A 16,050-nucleotide genomic window follows, 5' to 3' on the forward strand; every position below is an offset into this window, starting at 1 on the left:
TCAGTTCACTGATAAAATCTTTTTGACTGTATCATTGTCGAGTGCCCACACAGATTGCATGGTCAAATTGTTAAAGAGCTTTCCGATACGGTCTTGGCTGAAGCGCCGTTCTCCGTGTCGGTGATGCGGCATTATAGAGAGTTCGATCGCCTTAGCAAGCACTAAATCATAAAAAAAAACCAACCGAGCAAAAATCACACAAAACACGGTTTTTCCGTCGATTTCCGTAGCAAATCCAGTGAAGGTTCATGAAAAAAGCCTGCTGAATACAGCAGGCTTTCTATCAACACACGCTACAGGTTCATTGGCTGGCAGTAATATGGTCAGCGGTTGCTGCAAGGACAATCGGCTTATCAACCTTGAGTTTGCCCGACAGGATATCCTGCGCTAACGGATTCTCAATATATTGCTGAATCGCACGCTTCAAGGGTCGCGCACCATAAACCGGATCAAAACCGGCACTGGTAATCAGATCCAAAGCTGAATCCTCAACTTTCAGTTCAAAGCCTTTTTCTTCCAGTCGTTTGCTCAGACGCTGAATCTGAATCCAGGCAATGTCTTTAATGTGCTTGTCACCCAATGGATGGAACACAACTGTTTCGTCGACACGGTTGATAAACTCCGGACGAAAATGATGACCGACCACTTCCATAACGATTGCTTTAATCCCGTCATAATCCAGTTCACCGAAATGTTCCTGAATCCGATCCGATCCCAGGTTCGAGGTCATAATGATGACACTGTTCCGGAAATCCACCGTTCTGCCTTGTCCGTCCGTCAGACGGCCGTCATCCAGAACCTGAAGCAGAATGTTAAACACATCCGGATGCGCCTTTTCCACTTCATCCAGCAGAATCACAGAATAAGGACGACGACGCACAGCTTCCGTCAGATAACCCCCTTCTTCATATCCCACGTAACCCGGAGGCGCACCAACCAGTCTCGCAACGGAGTGTTTCTCCATGAACTCAGACATATCAATCCGCACCATGGCGTCATCACTGTCGAACATGAAGTTGGCCAGCGCCTTACACAGTTCGGTTTTACCCACCCCCGTCGGTCCGAGGAATAAGAAGGAGCCAATCGGACGATTCGGATCAGACAAACCCGCACGGCTACGACGAATCGCGTTCGCCACGGAATTCACGGCTTCATCCTGACCAATGACCCGGGCGTGAAGCGCTTCTTCCATGCGCAGCAGTTTATCCCGCTCGCCTTCCAGCATCCGCGAGACCGGGATCCCCGTCTGCCGTGAAAGCACTTCGGCAATCTCTGCATCAGTAACGCGGTTTTTCAGCAGTGTCATTTCCTGCATTTCAGCCTGCGCCGCTAAATCCAGCTGTCTTTCCAGCTCAGGAATTTTGCCGTACTGCAATTCTGACATACGATTCAGGTCACCAGCCCGCCGGGCAATTTCCATATCCGTACGGGCCTGCTCCAGCTCCGCTTTAATATGCTGAGTCCCGGACAAAGCCGCTTTTTCTGCTTTCCAGACTTCTTCCAGTTCCGCGTATTCCTTCTCTTTCGTGTCCAGCTCTTCACTGAGTACCGCCAGACGCTTCTGACTGGCATCGTCACTTTCTTTCGACAGTGCCTGCTGCTCAATTTTCAGCTGAATGATACGACGTTCGAGGCGGTCCAGCGCTTCAGGCTTGGAGTCAATTTGCATCCGGATACTGGATGCCGCTTCATCAATCAGATCGATCGCTTTATCCGGGAGCTGGCGATCTGAGATGTAACGGTGCGACAAACTCGCCGCTGCCACGATTGCCGGATCGGTAATTTCAACATGATGGTGCAATGCATAGCGCTCTTTCAGGCCACGCAAAATCGCCACGGTATCTTCGACACTCGGCTCTTCCACCAGCACTTTCTGGAAACGACGCTCCAGTGCCGCATCTTTTTCAATAAACTGACGATATTCGTCCAGCGTCGTGGCACCAACACAGTGAAGCTCGCCACGAGCCAATGCAGGTTTCAGCATGTTGCCGGCATCCATGGCACCTTCACCCTTACCGGCACCGACCATAGTATGCAGTTCATCAATAAAGAGAATAACGCTGCCTTCTTCCTGCACCAGTTCGTTCAGTACGGCTTTCAGACGTTCCTCAAACTCACCACGATATTTAGCACCGGCAATCAATGCCCCCATATCCAGGGATAAAACACGCTTGTGACGCAGCCCTTCCGGTACCTCGCCGTTGACAATGCGCTGAGCCAAACCTTCAACAATCGCGGTCTTACCGACACCCGGTTCACCTATCAGCACCGGGTTATTTTTAGTCCGGCGTTGCAGGACCTGAATCGTACGCCGGATTTCTTCATCCCGGCCAATCACAGGATCCAACTTGCCCTGCTCTGCGCGCTCAGTCAGATCAATGGTGAATTTTTCAAGCGCCTGACGGTTTTCTTCCGCATTCGGATCATCGACTTTCTGACCACCGCGGATCTTTTCAATGGCTGCTTCTACTTTCTGGGCATTCAGACCAAACTTGCGCAGCAGCTCACCCAGCGGACCTTTGTCATCCACCGCCGCCAGAATAAAAAGTTCAGAAGAAATGTATTTGTCTTTGCGCTTCTGGGCCAGCTTATCGCACATGTTAAACAGCACGCCCATTTGATGAGAAAGCTGCACATCACCGCCAATCCCACTGACTTTAGGCAAACGATCTAATTGCTCAGACAGGCTGGAACGTAATTGAGTAATGTCGACATTGAGCAGAGTCAGCAGCGGCCGCGTTGTGCTGCTGTCCTGATTCATCAGTGCCATCATCAGATGGACAGGCTCGATATACTGATGGTCGCGACCCAAAGCCAGCGACTGCGCATCAGAAATCGCTAATTGAAACTTGCTTGTAAACCGGTCAAGACGCATAAGTCCTCCACTCTTGATATGACCTTGTCATTACCTTTTATATGGTTACGCGCTGTGTGCTTTTCAAGCATAAATTGTGCGGAGATAAAAAAGCGGCCTGAAGCCGCTTTTAGAAAATTGGAAAATTTTGTTTACTCATTCAACCAAATCAAACTGGCCTGACGCCCGGTCACGCCATCCCTGCGATAAGAATAGAAGCGGGCCGGATCGGCATAGGTACATACTGTTCCGCCAAAAACTTGCGTGATTCCCAGTCGATTCAACCTGAGTGCTGCCAGCTGGTATAAGTCCGCCAGCCATTTTTCACCGTGTGGTTGAAACGCTGCAGCCGCTTCGGGTTGTCCGGCAATAAACTGCTCACGGACTTCCCCGCCAACTTCGAACGCAGCTGGCCCGATAGCCGGACCCAGCCAGGCCAGAATTTGTTCCGGTTCAGCTGTAAATCTGGCAACGGTTTCTTCAAGAATGCCATCGCCCAATCCACGCCAGCCGGCATGAACCGCGCCCACTTGCGTCCCTGAACGATCACACAGTAAGACAGGCAAGCAATCGGCTGTCATCACCGTGCAAGCAATGCCGGACTGACGTGTCACACTGGCATCTGCATTCGGCACATCTTTCAGCGGCGCCTGAATATCCAAAACAATGGTGCTGTGTGTCTGCGAGAGCCAGGCCGGCGCCTGAGTCAGGCCCAACTGTTGTTGCAGCCATTGCCGATTATGTATAACGGCAGCCCGCTCATCACCAACATGATCCCCCAGATTCAGCCCTTCATACGGTCCCTGGCTCATTCCGCCAGAACGTGTCGTACTGATCGCCTTTACATTGGCAGGCGCGGGCCAGTCTGGGGTAATCCACATATCAATAATCGTCCTCTGGATGATCAATCTTGTCCTGACGCAGAATCTCAACCAGTGTCACCATGTCATCCGGTGTCTCTGCGTGCCATTCCATCAGTTCACCTGTAATTGGGTGTTCCAGTCGCAGCATACGGGCATGCAGCGCCTGGCGGTCAAAGGCGCGCAAAGCCTGAATCACTTCCTGAGATGCATTACGCGGCGGACGCGGACGACCACCATATAAAGTGTCTCCTACCAGCGGGTGAGACAGATAAGCCATATGCACACGAATCTGATGCGTACGGCCCGTCTCCAGACGGAGCACGATGCTGGTATGCTCACGGAAATGCTCTGCCACACGATAGTGTGTGATCGCCGGTTTACCCAGCTCATGGACAGCCATCGACGTACGCTTGGTTGAATGACGGCCGATTGGTTTTTCAACCACACCGCCCCCGGTCATTTTACCCATCGCAACGGCTTCATATTCACGGGTAATCTTACGTTTCTGTAATGCGCGAACCAGGCGGGTCTGACATTGAATGGTTTTCGCGACGACCATCAGGCCCGTCGTGTCTTTATCGAGACGATGGACAATGCCGGCACGCGGTACTTCTGCCAGTGACGGGCAATGATGCAGCAATGCATTCAGTACAGTACCATCTGGTGTTCCCGCTCCCGGGTGAACCACAAAGTCACGTGGTTTGTTAATCACCAGCAGGTGCTCATCTTCATAGACGATATTCAGCGGGATGTCCTGTGCAATCCAGCGCTCTTCATCTTCAATTTCAGCGACAACGGTCAGCAACTCGCCGCCCATGACTTTTGTTCGTGGTTTGGTCACCACCTCACCGTTCATGCTGACATTACCGTTGAGGATCCAGTCTTTGATACGGGAGCGTGAATAATCCGGGTACAGCTCAGCCAGAGCCTGATCCAGACGCTGACCTAACTGGCTATCGTTTACTGTGTTGCTTAACTCTATTTGCTGTGCCATAAAGAACTTTTTTAAAATACCTGAGACTAAAGCTCAAACGCTGCGTAAAATGACAATGAATAGCTGTCATTGTATCCGTTAACGCTTCAAACCGTAATGGATCAAAAAAATAAATTATGACCAAGGAAACTGACGCCGCAATGAAACGCCTGATAATCCCGACATTTCTTGCCGCTGCTATTGTCTCTGGATGTTCAAGTACAGAGGAAGTAGTCCCGGATATCCCGCCTTCAGAGCTCTATGCCAGTGCTCAGGAAGCCCTGCAAAGTGGCAGCTGGGTCACAGCCATCGAAAGGCTGGAAACCCTGGATTCACGCTATCCGTTTGGCGCTTATTCGGAGCAGGTTCAGCTTGATCTGATTTATGCATACTACAAAAACGATGACCTGGCCCTGGGCGAAGCAACCATTGACCGCTTTACCCGCCTTAACCCGACCCATGAGAAAGCCGACTGGGTCCTATACATGCGTGGCCTCACGCATATGGCGCAGGATCGTTCCTTCATGCATGACGTCTTTGACATTGACCGTCATGACCGAGATCCGGAGCCAGCCCGCCAGGCATTCCGCGACTTCAAACGCTTGCTGGAACGCTATCCGGGCAGTCCGTTTGCCGCCGATGCGAAAGCCCGTTTGGTATACCTCAAAAACCGCCTTGCGAATTATGAGTTAGCGGCGGCAGACTTCTATATCCGCCGGGAAGCGTGGGTTGCTGCAATTAATCGATGCCAGCAAATCCAGAACCTGTATCCGGATACGGAAGCTGCGAAGAAATCGCTGCCATTGATGCTGACCGCGTATGAAAAACTTGGGCTGGATACACCGGCACAACATACCCAGCGTCTCATTGCTTTGAATCCGGTTTAACAACAAACGGCAGCCACTGGGCTGCCGTTTTTGATCTGGTGCGGTGCAACTGATGATTTACTTTCTTTGTTCTTCTTTATTCTTTCTTTGAATGCTTTCCTGAATGTTTTCGCTTTCTACTTCTTCTCATCCTTGAATTTCATCTCTCGGCCGCATGCTCGGCCTCTCCCGGAACTATCTCAAGGCCGAAAAAAGCCCCTGAGCAGCACTGGCCGCCAGTCAAGAGATAACTTCATACTGCCGTAATCACCAGAGGCTCGACAAGCGATTTTTCGTCATTTTCTTGTCACAAAGCAGAGCAAGTCACATAAATAAATTGGTGGATTAATTTACTTTTCAAAGTTGATCCAGATCACTTTATTACCTCTTCAGAAGAGTAATCTGAAGTTAACCCACCAAGGGGTAGCAAAACAGGAGAGAGACTATGCAAGTAGAAGTCACAGGCAAAAACATTGATGTCACCCCTGCTATCCGTGAGCGCATTGAAGAGAAATTCAGTAAGTTAGAGCGCTTTCAGGTCCCACTGATTGGCAAACACGCAGTCATCAGTAAAGAACCAAACCGGCACTTCAAGGTGGAAGCAACAGCCGGCATTCCTGGAGGAAACATTGTAGCGTCCTCTGAACAGGAAAATATGTATGCAGCGATTAAAGACATGTACCACAAACTGGAGCGGCAGCTAAGCAAACAAGCGCATAAACCAGAATCTCGTCGCGCAACCCACAGCCTGAAGCCGGTCGCATCCCAGACAGAAGAATTCGAGCCTGAGGATTTCGAGGCCTGAACCCAAATCAACACGGCCCTGCTTAACGCGGGGCCGATTTATTCTTGACAAGCACAATAATTCACCCTAGGTTGATTCCTGCACGTTGACCATTCACCTTCAACCAGAGTACTGCCGACATATGATTCACGCCGCGCTGTTTTTCTTTCGCTTCTTTTTTCGCTCACCATAAGTGGGGGCTCTCGTTACGCAAGAAATAAGCGAAAGACGAACAGCAAGCCTCCCACCCGGGAGGCTTTTTTGTAAGCATCATCAGAATCACAGCACAGACAGGAACGCAGCATGACCAAAAGCTATCACTCACTGGATGAGATCCGCAGCGAAGTCACCCGGATTGATAATGAAATTCTGGCACTGCTGGGCGAACGGCGACAGCTCAGCCTAGAAGTGGCCAAAAGTAAAATCAAAACTACGAAACCGGTCCGGGATCTGGAAAGAGAGCAGGCGCTGCTTATCCGACTGATAGAAAAAGGCAAGGAACATCAGCTTGATGCCAGCTACGTCACTCAAATTTTTCACACCATCATTGAAGATTCTGTGCTGTTCCAGCAAGCCTATCTGCAAAAACTGACGAACCCAGACAGCCTGCAGCCTGTCGCTCGGGTCTCCTTTCTCGGTGCCAAAGGCTCCTACTCTAATCTCGCCAGCCGGCAATACTTCAGCCGGAAACAGACCCAATTGGTGGAAATGAGTTGTTCCAGTTTCCGTGAGGTAGTCAATGTCGTCGAAACCGGCCAGGCTGATTACGGTGTATTACCCATTGAGAACACCAGTTCGGGTTCCATCAATGAAGTTTACGATCTGCTTCAGCACACCAGCCTGTCCATTGTCGGTGAAATCACTCAACCGATTGAACACAGTCTGCTGACGGCCGTGCCTTCGACGCTGGAACAAATCGACACCCTGTATTCTCACCCACAGCCCCACCAGCAGTGCAGCGAATTTCTCCACAACATGGGGGAAATTAAGCAAGAGTACACCTCCAGTACGGCTGAAGCCATGCAGCAGGTCGCCGAGTTAAAGCTGCCGAATGTTGCGGCAATCGGGAATGCCTCCAGCGGCGAACTCTATGGTCTGACGCCACTGAAAACCGGGATTGCAAACCAGCATGAAAACTACACCCGCTTTATTGTGGTCGCGCGCAAGGCCGTGGATGTGACACCGCTGATCCCGGCGAAAACCACCCTGATCATGTCCACCGGTCAAAAACCCGGTTCACTGGTGGAGTGCCTGCTGGTTCTGCGTAACCTCAATATTAATATGGCCAAACTGGAATCCCGCCCTGTCATTGGTAACCCGTGGGAAGAAATGTTCTATATGGATGTTGAAGCGAACCTGAAAGCGGATGTGATGCAACAGGCGCTGGAAGAACTGACCGGACTGACCCGATTCATCAAAGTCCTGGGATGTTATCCAAGCGAAAACGTCAAACCAGCAGAAGTGGATTATCTGGAAGATTAAGCAGAATAGAAAAACGGAAAAGGCCAGCGACATGCTGGCCTCTTTTTTATCCTGTTGATCCTGATTTTCGGTATCAGGCTCGGTGAGCCGCGTCATTGGCCTGACGCAGCAGAGACTGACTTTCCTTCATGAAGCGTCCGGCATAATCGCCAAACCAACTTTCAACCTGAGCGAAAGCCTGTCTGAAAGCGGTCTTATCCTGATTCTCCAGAATCTGAATGGCTTCGCCGAAACGCTGATGGAACCGCTTAATCATCGCCAGATTCTGCGGAGACGACATAATGATATCCGCATACAATTGTCCGTCCTGCGCAAACAAGCGACCTACCATGGCCAGCTCAAGCCGGTAAATTGGTGAACTGAGTGACAGCAGCTGTTCCAGTCGTGGATCTTCTTCCGCGAGATGGACGCCATACACGAAGGAAGTGAAGTGACGCAGCGCCTGAATCAGAGTCATCCCCTGATCATGTTCGATCGCACTGATCCGGTTGAGACTGGCGCCCCAAATCTGAATTTGCTCCAGCAACCACTGATAATGCTCCGGAAGTCGGCCATCACAGTAAACGACAACCTGTTTCGCCAGACTGCTGATATCCGGGCCAAACATCGGATGTAGACCAACGACTGGCCCTTCATGCACTTCCAGCATGGTTTGCAGAGGGCCACTCTTGATAGAGGTCAGATCCGCCAAAATGCAGTCTTTCGGTAACTTCGGCAACCGGCGGATCACTTGCTCCGTCAGATGAATCGGCACCGTCACAACCACCATACCGGCGTCAGCCAGTAATTCTTCCGCCTGATCCCAGTCCTGACTGCCGAGCTTGCGAACCTGATACCCTGAAAGTGTAAACAAACGGCAGAATAGGCTGCCCAGCTGGCCGTAACCACCAACCACGACAATGGGTCGCAACTCCGGTTTCAGACATTTAAAACCAGAGTCATTCTCACTGGCATACGACTCCCGCATGGTACGGCGCAGAATATCCTCAATCAGATCCGGCGGTACGCCCTGTTCTGTCGCTTCCTGACGTCGGGACGCCAGCATTGCAGCCTCCCGGTCCGGTGCGTAAATCGGCAGACCATGCTGACTTTTCACATGGCCCACTTCTTCTACCAGTGCCAGACGGCGCGCCAGCAACGCCACCATCTGCTTATCAACTTCATCAATTTGATCTCGGAGCGTGCTCAGTTCTGCTACCATTCGTCTGTTTTTCCGTTATTGAATACGATCTTGCAGGAAGGGAATCAGTTCCAGACGGGCCTGACGCAGCAGACTTTCTGTATCTTCCCAATTAATACAGGCGTCGGTAATGGACACACCATAAGCCATATCGCTGCGATCCAGATCCGCGCTCTGATTGCCTTCGTTCAGATGGCTTTCCAGCATCAGGCCAATCACGGAACGGTTTCCTTCACGGATCTGATGGATGACATCTTCCGCCACCAGCGGCTGACGACGGTAATCTTTGCGAGAATTTGCATGCGAACAGTCTACCATCAAGGCCGGAATCAGACCCGCCGCTTTCATCTCATTTTCACACTCAGTGACCGAGACGGAATCATAGTTCGTCTGTTTCCCGCCGCGCAGGATTACGTGTCCGTCCGGATTCCCCTGTGTGTTGAGCAGGGCAACCTGACCTTCGCGGTTGATCCCCATAAAACGGTGGCCCGACGCTGCCGCCTGCATCGCATTGATAGCTGTTCCCAGACTACCATCTGTACCGTTTTTAAAACCAACCGGCATCGACAGACCACTAGCCATTTCACGGTGAGTCTGGGATTCGGTGGTTCGGGCCCCGATCGCCGCCCAGCTGAAGAGATCTCCGATGTACTGCGGGCTGATCGGATCCAGCGCTTCCGTTGCCAGCGGGATCCCCATTTCAACCAGATCAATCAGCAACTGGCGGGCAATATGCAGTCCTTCTTCGATCTCAAACGAACCGTCCAGGTGCGGATCGTTAATCAGGCCTTTCCAGCCCACTGTCGTCCGGGGTTTTTCAAAGTAGACGCGCATCACAAGGTATAGCTGATCGCCAAGCTCCGCAGCCAGTTCTTTAAAACGTCTGGCGTAATTTTTCGCGGCTTCTACATCATGAATAGAACAGGGACCACAGACCACCAGCAAACGGTGATCACGCTTATGGATAATGTCGGCAACCGTTTTACGTGATTGCTCAATAAACTTCAGCGCAGTGTCGCTGACCGGCAGTTTCTCCTTTAACTGCTGTGGCGTGATCAGGACTTGTTCATCCTGAATATGGACATTATTCAACACATCTTTCTGCATGGGGCCATCCTGAGTCTGCTATACCTTGGGTGTAAAAATTTAATTACAACAGGATTTCCCCTGTCTGTTAGAGACAATAACAACTGATTTTTCATGGGGCAAGATTGTGTAAAGAAAAAATACCAATCGTAAATATTAATTTACACATGGTATATGGAATTGCCTTTCGTCAAAAGAGCGCTACCATAACCGCCACATTCGCAAAAACGACACCACCATGGAACTGATCCTCTCTTTACTGCAGCAGCTGAGTGTTTATCTGGTACTGGCTTACCTGTTGAGTAAAACACCACTCTTTATGCCTGTCACCACTGTGTCCGGCAGGTTATCCCAGCGCTTTGCCTGCTATGTCCTGTTTTCCCTGTTTTGTATTTTAGGCACCTATTTTGGTCTGCATATTGAAGATGCTATTGCCAACACCCGGGCAATTGGCGCAGTCATGGGCGGACTGCTTGGCGGACCGGTTGTCGGATTCGCAGTTGGCCTGACCGGCGGCCTGCATCGTTACAGTATGGGCGGGTTTACAGATGTTGCCTGTGCAATCTCAACGACGGTTGAAGGCTTAATCGGCGGGATCATGCACAGCTATTTTGTCCGTCGCAGTAATTTCGACGCAATTTTCCGCCCGCTGACCGTCTTTGCCATCACCCTGGTGGCTGAAATTTTTCAGATGGTCATCATTCTCATGGTGGCCGACCCCTTCGACAAAGCCTACAGCCTGGTCAGCGCCATTGCGCTGCCCATGGTAATCGCCAACTCGGTCGGTGCCGCGCTGTTTATGAGCATTATCCGGGACAAAAAAACCATCTACGAAAAATATTCCGCAGCCTTTTCCAGCCGGGCCCTGAAGATTGCCCAGCGCTCGGTCGGTATTCTCAGTCAGGGGTTCAATCAGGAAAACTCCAAGCAAATTGCCCGCATCGTTTATGAGGAAACCGGCGTAGGTGCTGTTTCCATTACCGACCGTGAAAAAATACTGGCCTTTATTGGTATCGGTGATGATCACCATTTACCGGGAACGCCGATCTCTTCTGACCAGACAAAACAGGCCATTGAAAACTGTGAGCTGGTTTATGCCGACGGCTATGAAGTCCCATACTGCTGCTCACTCTACGACAAATGTAAGCTCGGTTCGGCACTGGTGATCCCGCTGATTGGCGGCAATCATGAGGTGATTGGCACCATTAAACTTTATGAACCCAAGCGTAAGTTGTTTTCCACCATCAATCTGACGCTGGGCGAAGGCATCGCCAAACTGTTGTCCAACCAGATCCTGACCGGTCGATACAACCGCCAGCAAACACTGCTGACTCAGGCCGAGCTGCGGCTGCTGCAGGCTCAGGTCAACCCTCACTTCCTGTTTAATGCCCTCAATACCATCAATGCCGTGATCCGACGGGATCCGGATAAAGCCAGACAGTTGATCCAGCACCTGTCACAGTTTTTCCGGCGGAATCTGAAGCAAAATATCGAGACCGTCACGCTGGAAGAAGAGCTGCAACACGTACATGCTTATCTGGAAATTGAACGAGCCCGTTTTGCCGATCGGTTGCAGATTGAAGTGAAGGTTGACGACAGCCTGCTCAATATCAGGATTCCGACCTTTACGTTGCAGCCTCTGGTGGAAAATGCCATCAAGCACGGTACCTCGAACCTGCTGGAGAGCGGACAGCTCACCATCAACGCCTATCAGGCACAGGATCGCATTATCCTGGAAGTCCGGGATAATGCCGGGTTATATCAGCCTGTCGGTGAAGAAAGCGGACTGGGCATGAAAATTGTCGACAAGCGACTGAAGAATCAATACGGCCAGGAGTATGGCCTGCAGATGAGCTGGGAGCCGAACCAGTGGACTCTGGCCACCATCAGCCTGCCGAAGGAGAACGGACACCCATGATGAAGGCACTCGTCATTGATGATGAACCCTATGCACGCGAAGAACTGATCGACCTGCTGCTGGATTGCGGCGGTGTTGAGATCATTGGCAGTGGCGGCAACGCGATTGAAGGGCTGAAGATGATCAACAGCCTCAAGCCAGAAGTGGTCTTTCTGGATATCCAGATGCCACAAATCACCGGCATTGAGCTGCTCAGCATGCTGGACCCGGACACCATGCCCAAGGTGGTTTTTGTCACCGCCTATGATGATTACGCCATCAAAGCCTTTGAAGACAATGCATTTGACTATCTGCTGAAACCCGTCGAGCCGGCCCGGCTGGAGAAAACACTGACCAAGCTGAAGCGGGAGCTGCGTCAGCCGGACTATACGCCCCTGCTGAGTGAAATGCTGGAGTTGATCCCCTGCAGCGGCCACCACCGTATCCTGCTGCTCAGTCCGGCAGACATTGAAGTGGCGTTTTCAGATTTATCCGGTGTGCACGTCGTCACCAAAGAGACCCGGGCGACCACGCAGCTGACGCTGAAAATACTGGAAGAGAAAACCCCGTTGATCCGGTGTCACCGGCAGTATCTGGTTCACCCGCAGGCCATTCGTGAAATTAAGCTGCTGGAAAACGGACTGGCAGAAATTACCACTCTGCACGGCCAGCAAGTACCGGTCAGTCGTCGCTACCTCAAAGAAATCAAAGACCGCTATGGCCTGAGCTGAATCCGCACCAGTCGGAACAGTCCCTGCTGTTCCGGCTTTTATCCATTGAACCCCACCAGCATGCTACTGGCTCTTCCAACCAGCCACTCAGGCTTTCACGCAACCGCACGCCGGGAACAGCCACCACTTAATCTGTTTATCGACCACTCAGTATCACCATACAACCACTCAGGGATTTTGGCCGTGCGTCTGTTTCGTGAGCCGCTAAGATGCCAGTCTTGATAGTTCACTAACTTAATTACCCTACAAGAGTGAGGCACAGATATGGCCTGGTTTTTGACTTGTGTCGCTGCGTTGATCGGCGGTTACTTTATCTACGGTACTTTTATTGAAAAAGTATTCGGCATTAATGAAAAGCGCCAGACACCAGCTTACAGCAAGCAGGACGGCGTTGACTTTGTTCCGATGTCGAAGAAAAAGGTTTACCTGGTCCAACTGCTGAACATTGCCGGTGTCGGCCCAATCTTCGGTCCGATCATGGGTGCCCTATATGGCCCGGCTGCCATGCTGTGGATTGTTCTGGGCTGTATCTTCGCCGGCGCAGTACACGATTATTTCTCCGGGATGCTGTCTGTTCGCAACGGCGGAGCCTCCGTCCCCAGCCTGTCTGGCCGTTACCTGGGCAATGGCGCCAAGCACTTTATGAACATCTTTGCTATTGTCCTTCTGCTGCTGGTCGGTGTGGTCTTCGTATCAGCCCCTGCGGGGATGATTACCAACCTGGTGAACGAACAAACTGACCTGACAGTCTCCATGTCAACCATGGTCGGTGTCATCTTTGCCTACTACATCGTGGCGACGATTGTCCCCGTGGATAAAATCATTGGCCGTTTCTATCCGCTGTTCGGTTTCCTGTTGATCTTCATGTCCGTAGGCCTGATTACAGCCATTGCATTCTCCAGTGATTACACGCTACTGGGTGACTATGAAATCAGCCAGATGCTGACCAACATGAACCCGAAAGACATGCCGCTGTGGCCAGCTCTGTTCATCACCATTGCCTGCGGTGCGATTTCCGGATTCCACGCCACGCAGTCACCATTGATGGCACGATGCATGGAAAATGAAAAGAACGGCCGCTTTGTTTTTTACGGCGCAATGATCGGTGAAGGTGTGATTGCGCTGATCTGGTGTGCCCTGGCATTGTCATTCTTCGGTTCGGTTGAAAACCTGTCAGACGCAGTTGCAAACGGCGGTCCGGGCAATGTGGTGTACAGCGCATCTTTCGGTCTTCTGGGTGTTGTGGGCGGTGTTGTTGCCTTCCTGGGCGTGGTGATTCTGCCAATCACCTCAGGGGATACGGCTTTCCGCTCCAGCCGTCTGATTCTGGCTGAGTACTTCAACATGGAACAAAAGAGCCTGCGTAACCGCCTGCTGATGGCAGTGCCACTGTTCGTTATCGGTGGCATCCTGACTCAGGTCGACTTCGGGATCATCTGGCGCTACTTCGGTTTTGCCAACCAAACCACAGCTGTCATGATGCTCTGGACTGCATCAGCTTACCTGCTGCGCCATAACAAGCTGCACTGGGTCACCACAGTTCCAGCAATCTTTATGACAACCGTTGTGATTACTTTCATTCTGAACAACAGCACTCTGGGCTTTGGTCAGCCAATGACGCTTTCTACCGCCATTGGCCTGATCACCACCCTGGCAATTACTGTCTATGTCATTGTGAAATCCAAGGGTAAAGGTGACATTGAACAGGATGACGATGAAGTAAAAGGCAAGCTGGAAACCGCTTAATCTCCCGCTGAATCCGCCATGACAACAGCCGCTCTCAGAGCGGCTGTTGTGTTCTGATTTACACAACAGAACCCCATTTCAGAAATCTTCCCGGGTTCACTTACTTGTAATGGGCGTACATCTCATCCAGGGTTTGAGACAGCCCGTCTTCCTGCACAACCCGTACATGCCCGCGGTTCAGACTCCGGATATTTTTCACCCCGCAGGAGTGCGCAATCAGGCCAATCCCATAGTGAATATACCGGTTGTAATTCGCGACCCGCTGCGTTTTATCAGCAACATCCAGCCCCTGCATCAATTTCGGGTGATGCGTCGTGACACCGGTCGGACAGGTGTTTTTATTGCACTGCATCGCCTGAATACATCCAAGCGCAAACATATGACCGCGGGCAGAAACGACAAAATCCGCACCCAGGGCTATCGCCCAGGCAACTCTGGACGGCACGATCAATTTGCCCGAGGCAATGATCCGAATCCGCTCCCGCAGGCCATGCCTTTCCAGCAGATTTACCAGCCAGGGTAAGCTTTCTTTCAACGGCAGTCCCACCGAGTCCATCAACGGCTGAGGCGCTGCACCTGTACCGCCGTCGGCCCCATCGATCGTAATAAAATCAGGTGCACTTTCTTTCCCGCGTTGATGAATTTCACCCATCAGTTCTTCCAGCCAGCCGGTCTCTCCGATCACCGCTTTAAACCCGGTCGGCTTTCCCGTCAGCGATCTGATATGGTTCACCATCGCCAGTAAATCTGCTGCCGATTTGATTTCCGGATGGCGATTCGGGCTGATGGAGTCCAGTCCCTCAGGGATCCCGCGAATGCTGGCGATCTCAGCCGTCACCTTACATCCGGGCAAAATGCCGCCTTTCCCGGGTTTGGCGCCCTGAGAAAGTTTAATCTCAAACATTTTCACCTGCTCGTGCGACGCCACTGCCAGCAGCTTCTCATCGCAAAGTCGTCCCTGTTCATCACGGACACCATATTTTGCCGTGCCGATCTGAAAGACGATGTCTGCGCCACCTTCAAGGTGATAAGGGCTCAACCCGCCTTCACCGGTATTGATCCAGCAACCGGCAAGTTTAGCCCCCCGGGAAAGTGCCTGGACCGCTCGCTTGGACAGAGAGCCGTAACTCATCCCGGAAATATTGAATACCGCTTTCGCGTGATAAGGACATCGGCTGTATTCACCAATTAAAACGTGCTCTGGTTCAAGAGCATCCTCGTCCAGTGTCGGAAACGCACAGTTCATGAATAAAATCGTCCCTGTCGGGTCCAGACTCTGAGTCGAACCAAACGCAGAGGTGCGATCCTGATTCTTGGCTGCCTGATACACCCAGCTTCGCTCCGCACGATTGAACGGCATTTCTTCCCGGTCCAGCGCAAAAAAGTATTGACGGAAAAACTTGCCCTGACGTTCGAAAAAGTAACGAAACCGGCCAATCACCGGATAATTGCGGCGAATTGCATGCTGATGCTGATGAACATCAACAAAATATAAATAAATGATCACCAAACCCATGCAGCCAATCGCCAGCAAAAGCAAGCTGCTGAGAAAGTCGATTACATGAAAAATAAAATCACTCATCAAAGC

12 protein-coding genes and 1 other annotated feature are annotated in these 16,050 nt (G+C 51.4%); of the genes, 6 read left to right on the forward strand and 6 right to left on the reverse strand.

What is annotated here, in order from left to right; translation table 11 throughout:
• Nucleotides 1-301: 301 nt before the first annotated feature.
• From clpB to rluD, 3 genes are all read right to left on the reverse strand, one after another.
• A complete protein-coding gene (gene clpB, locus ACYP03_RS23330; RefSeq protein ID WP_459782279.1) occupies nucleotides 302-2,875 on the reverse strand; it encodes an ATP-dependent chaperone ClpB in 2,574 nt (857 codons plus the stop codon).
• A gap of 131 nt (nucleotides 2,876-3,006) precedes the next feature.
• Complete coding sequence (gene pgeF, locus ACYP03_RS23335) at nucleotides 3,007-3,735, reverse strand: peptidoglycan editing factor PgeF (RefSeq protein ID WP_459782280.1); 729 nt, start codon at nucleotides 3,733-3,735, stop codon at nucleotides 3,007-3,009.
• 1 nt (nucleotide 3,736) lies between these two features.
• Nucleotides 3,737-4,711 carry a 23S rRNA pseudouridine(1911/1915/1917) synthase RluD gene (rluD, locus tag ACYP03_RS23340; protein ID WP_248144091.1) on the reverse strand — a complete coding sequence of 325 codons (975 nt, stop codon included), beginning with the start codon at nucleotides 4,709-4,711 and terminating at the stop codon, nucleotides 3,737-3,739.
• 140 nt (nucleotides 4,712-4,851) lie between these two features.
• Between rluD and bamD the strand changes: the two genes are divergently transcribed.
• The 3 genes from bamD to pheA all read left to right on the forward strand — a co-directional run bounded on the left by bamD (nucleotide 4,852) and on the right by pheA (nucleotide 7,822).
• Nucleotides 4,852-5,577: an outer membrane protein assembly factor BamD gene (gene bamD / locus ACYP03_RS23345; RefSeq protein ID WP_248144087.1), complete on the forward strand. Its 726-nt coding sequence runs from the start codon at nucleotides 4,852-4,854 to the stop codon at nucleotides 5,575-5,577.
• Nucleotides 5,578-6,001: 424 nt separating this feature from the next.
• A complete protein-coding gene (hpf, locus tag ACYP03_RS23350; protein ID WP_248144086.1) occupies nucleotides 6,002-6,361 on the forward strand; it encodes a ribosome hibernation-promoting factor, HPF/YfiA family in 360 nt (119 codons plus the stop codon).
• A gap of 123 nt (nucleotides 6,362-6,484) precedes the next feature.
• Nucleotides 6,485-6,605 (forward strand) — a sequence feature (Phe leader region).
• A gap of 38 nt (nucleotides 6,606-6,643) precedes the next feature.
• Complete coding sequence (pheA, locus tag ACYP03_RS23355) at nucleotides 6,644-7,822, forward strand: prephenate dehydratase (protein ID WP_330961947.1); 1,179 nt, start codon at nucleotides 6,644-6,646, stop codon at nucleotides 7,820-7,822.
• Nucleotides 7,823-7,895: 73 nt separating this feature from the next.
• On the opposite strand, the gene tyrA is transcribed toward pheA, so the two are convergent.
• Complete coding sequence (gene tyrA / locus ACYP03_RS23360) at nucleotides 7,896-9,023, reverse strand: bifunctional chorismate mutase/prephenate dehydrogenase (RefSeq protein WP_459782281.1); 1,128 nt, start codon at nucleotides 9,021-9,023, stop codon at nucleotides 7,896-7,898.
• Nucleotides 9,024-9,038: 15 nt separating this feature from the next.
• The gene (locus tag ACYP03_RS23365) at nucleotides 9,039-10,109 is read right to left on the reverse strand and encodes a 3-deoxy-7-phosphoheptulonate synthase (protein WP_459782282.1); all 1,071 of its coding nucleotides are present in this window, start codon (nucleotides 10,107-10,109) and stop codon (nucleotides 9,039-9,041) included.
• A gap of 217 nt (nucleotides 10,110-10,326) precedes the next feature.
• On the opposite strand from ACYP03_RS23365, the gene ACYP03_RS23370 reads away from it, so the two are divergent.
• The 3 genes from ACYP03_RS23370 (at nucleotide 10,327) to ACYP03_RS23380 (ending at nucleotide 14,462) form a co-directional block, all read left to right on the forward strand.
• A complete protein-coding gene (locus ACYP03_RS23370; RefSeq protein WP_330961945.1) occupies nucleotides 10,327-12,006 on the forward strand; it encodes a sensor histidine kinase in 1,680 nt (559 codons plus the stop codon).
• On the forward strand, nucleotides 12,003-12,716 hold the full coding sequence (gene btsR / locus ACYP03_RS23375) for a two-component system response regulator BtsR (protein ID WP_459782283.1): 714 nt from the start codon (nucleotides 12,003-12,005) through the stop codon (nucleotides 12,714-12,716). Before ACYP03_RS23370 ends, btsR begins: the two co-directional genes overlap by 4 nt.
• A 264-nt stretch (nucleotides 12,717-12,980) precedes the next feature.
• Nucleotides 12,981-14,462 carry a carbon starvation CstA family protein gene (locus ACYP03_RS23380; RefSeq protein WP_459782284.1) on the forward strand — a complete coding sequence of 494 codons (1,482 nt, stop codon included), beginning with the start codon at nucleotides 12,981-12,983 and terminating at the stop codon, nucleotides 14,460-14,462.
• 100 nt (nucleotides 14,463-14,562) lie between these two features.
• Here ACYP03_RS23380 and ACYP03_RS23385 read toward each other — a convergent pair whose 3' ends face one another.
• Nucleotides 14,563-16,044: an FMN-binding glutamate synthase family protein gene (locus ACYP03_RS23385; RefSeq protein WP_248144077.1), complete on the reverse strand. Its 1,482-nt coding sequence runs from the start codon at nucleotides 16,042-16,044 to the stop codon at nucleotides 14,563-14,565.
• Nucleotides 16,045-16,050: the final 6 nt, after the last annotated feature.

It is taken from the genome of Photobacterium sp. R1 (genome assembly GCF_054600795.1).

Bases quoted from the DNA above. Each gene is read 5' to 3' on its own strand.
- ACYP03_RS23370 (WP_330961945.1), top strand. From the start codon at position 10,327: ATGGAACTGATCCTCTCTTTACTGCAGCAGCTGAGTGTTTATCTGGTA.
- pheA (WP_330961947.1), top strand. From the start codon at position 6,644: ATGACCAAAAGCTATCACTCACTGGATGAGATCCGCAGCGAAGTCACC.
- hpf (WP_248144086.1), top strand. From the start codon at position 6,002: ATGCAAGTAGAAGTCACAGGCAAAAACATTGATGTCACCCCTGCTATC.
- ACYP03_RS23365 (WP_459782282.1), bottom strand. From the start codon at position 10,109: ATGCAGAAAGATGTGTTGAATAATGTCCATATTCAGGATGAACAAGTC.
- tyrA (WP_459782281.1), bottom strand. From the start codon at position 9,023: ATGGTAGCAGAACTGAGCACGCTCCGAGATCAAATTGATGAAGTTGAT.
- ACYP03_RS23385 (WP_248144077.1), bottom strand. From the start codon at position 16,044: ATGAGTGATTTTATTTTTCATGTAATCGACTTTCTCAGCAGCTTGCTT.
- pgeF (WP_459782280.1), bottom strand. From the start codon at position 3,735: ATGTGGATTACCCCAGACTGGCCCGCGCCTGCCAATGTAAAGGCGATC.
- rluD (WP_248144091.1), bottom strand. From the start codon at position 4,711: ATGGCACAGCAAATAGAGTTAAGCAACACAGTAAACGATAGCCAGTTA.
- btsR (WP_459782283.1), top strand. From the start codon at position 12,003: ATGATGAAGGCACTCGTCATTGATGATGAACCCTATGCACGCGAAGAA.
- ACYP03_RS23380 (WP_459782284.1), top strand. From the start codon at position 12,981: ATGGCCTGGTTTTTGACTTGTGTCGCTGCGTTGATCGGCGGTTACTTT.
- bamD (WP_248144087.1), top strand. From the start codon at position 4,852: ATGAAACGCCTGATAATCCCGACATTTCTTGCCGCTGCTATTGTCTCT.
- clpB (WP_459782279.1), bottom strand. From the start codon at position 2,875: ATGCGTCTTGACCGGTTTACAAGCAAGTTTCAATTAGCGATTTCTGAT.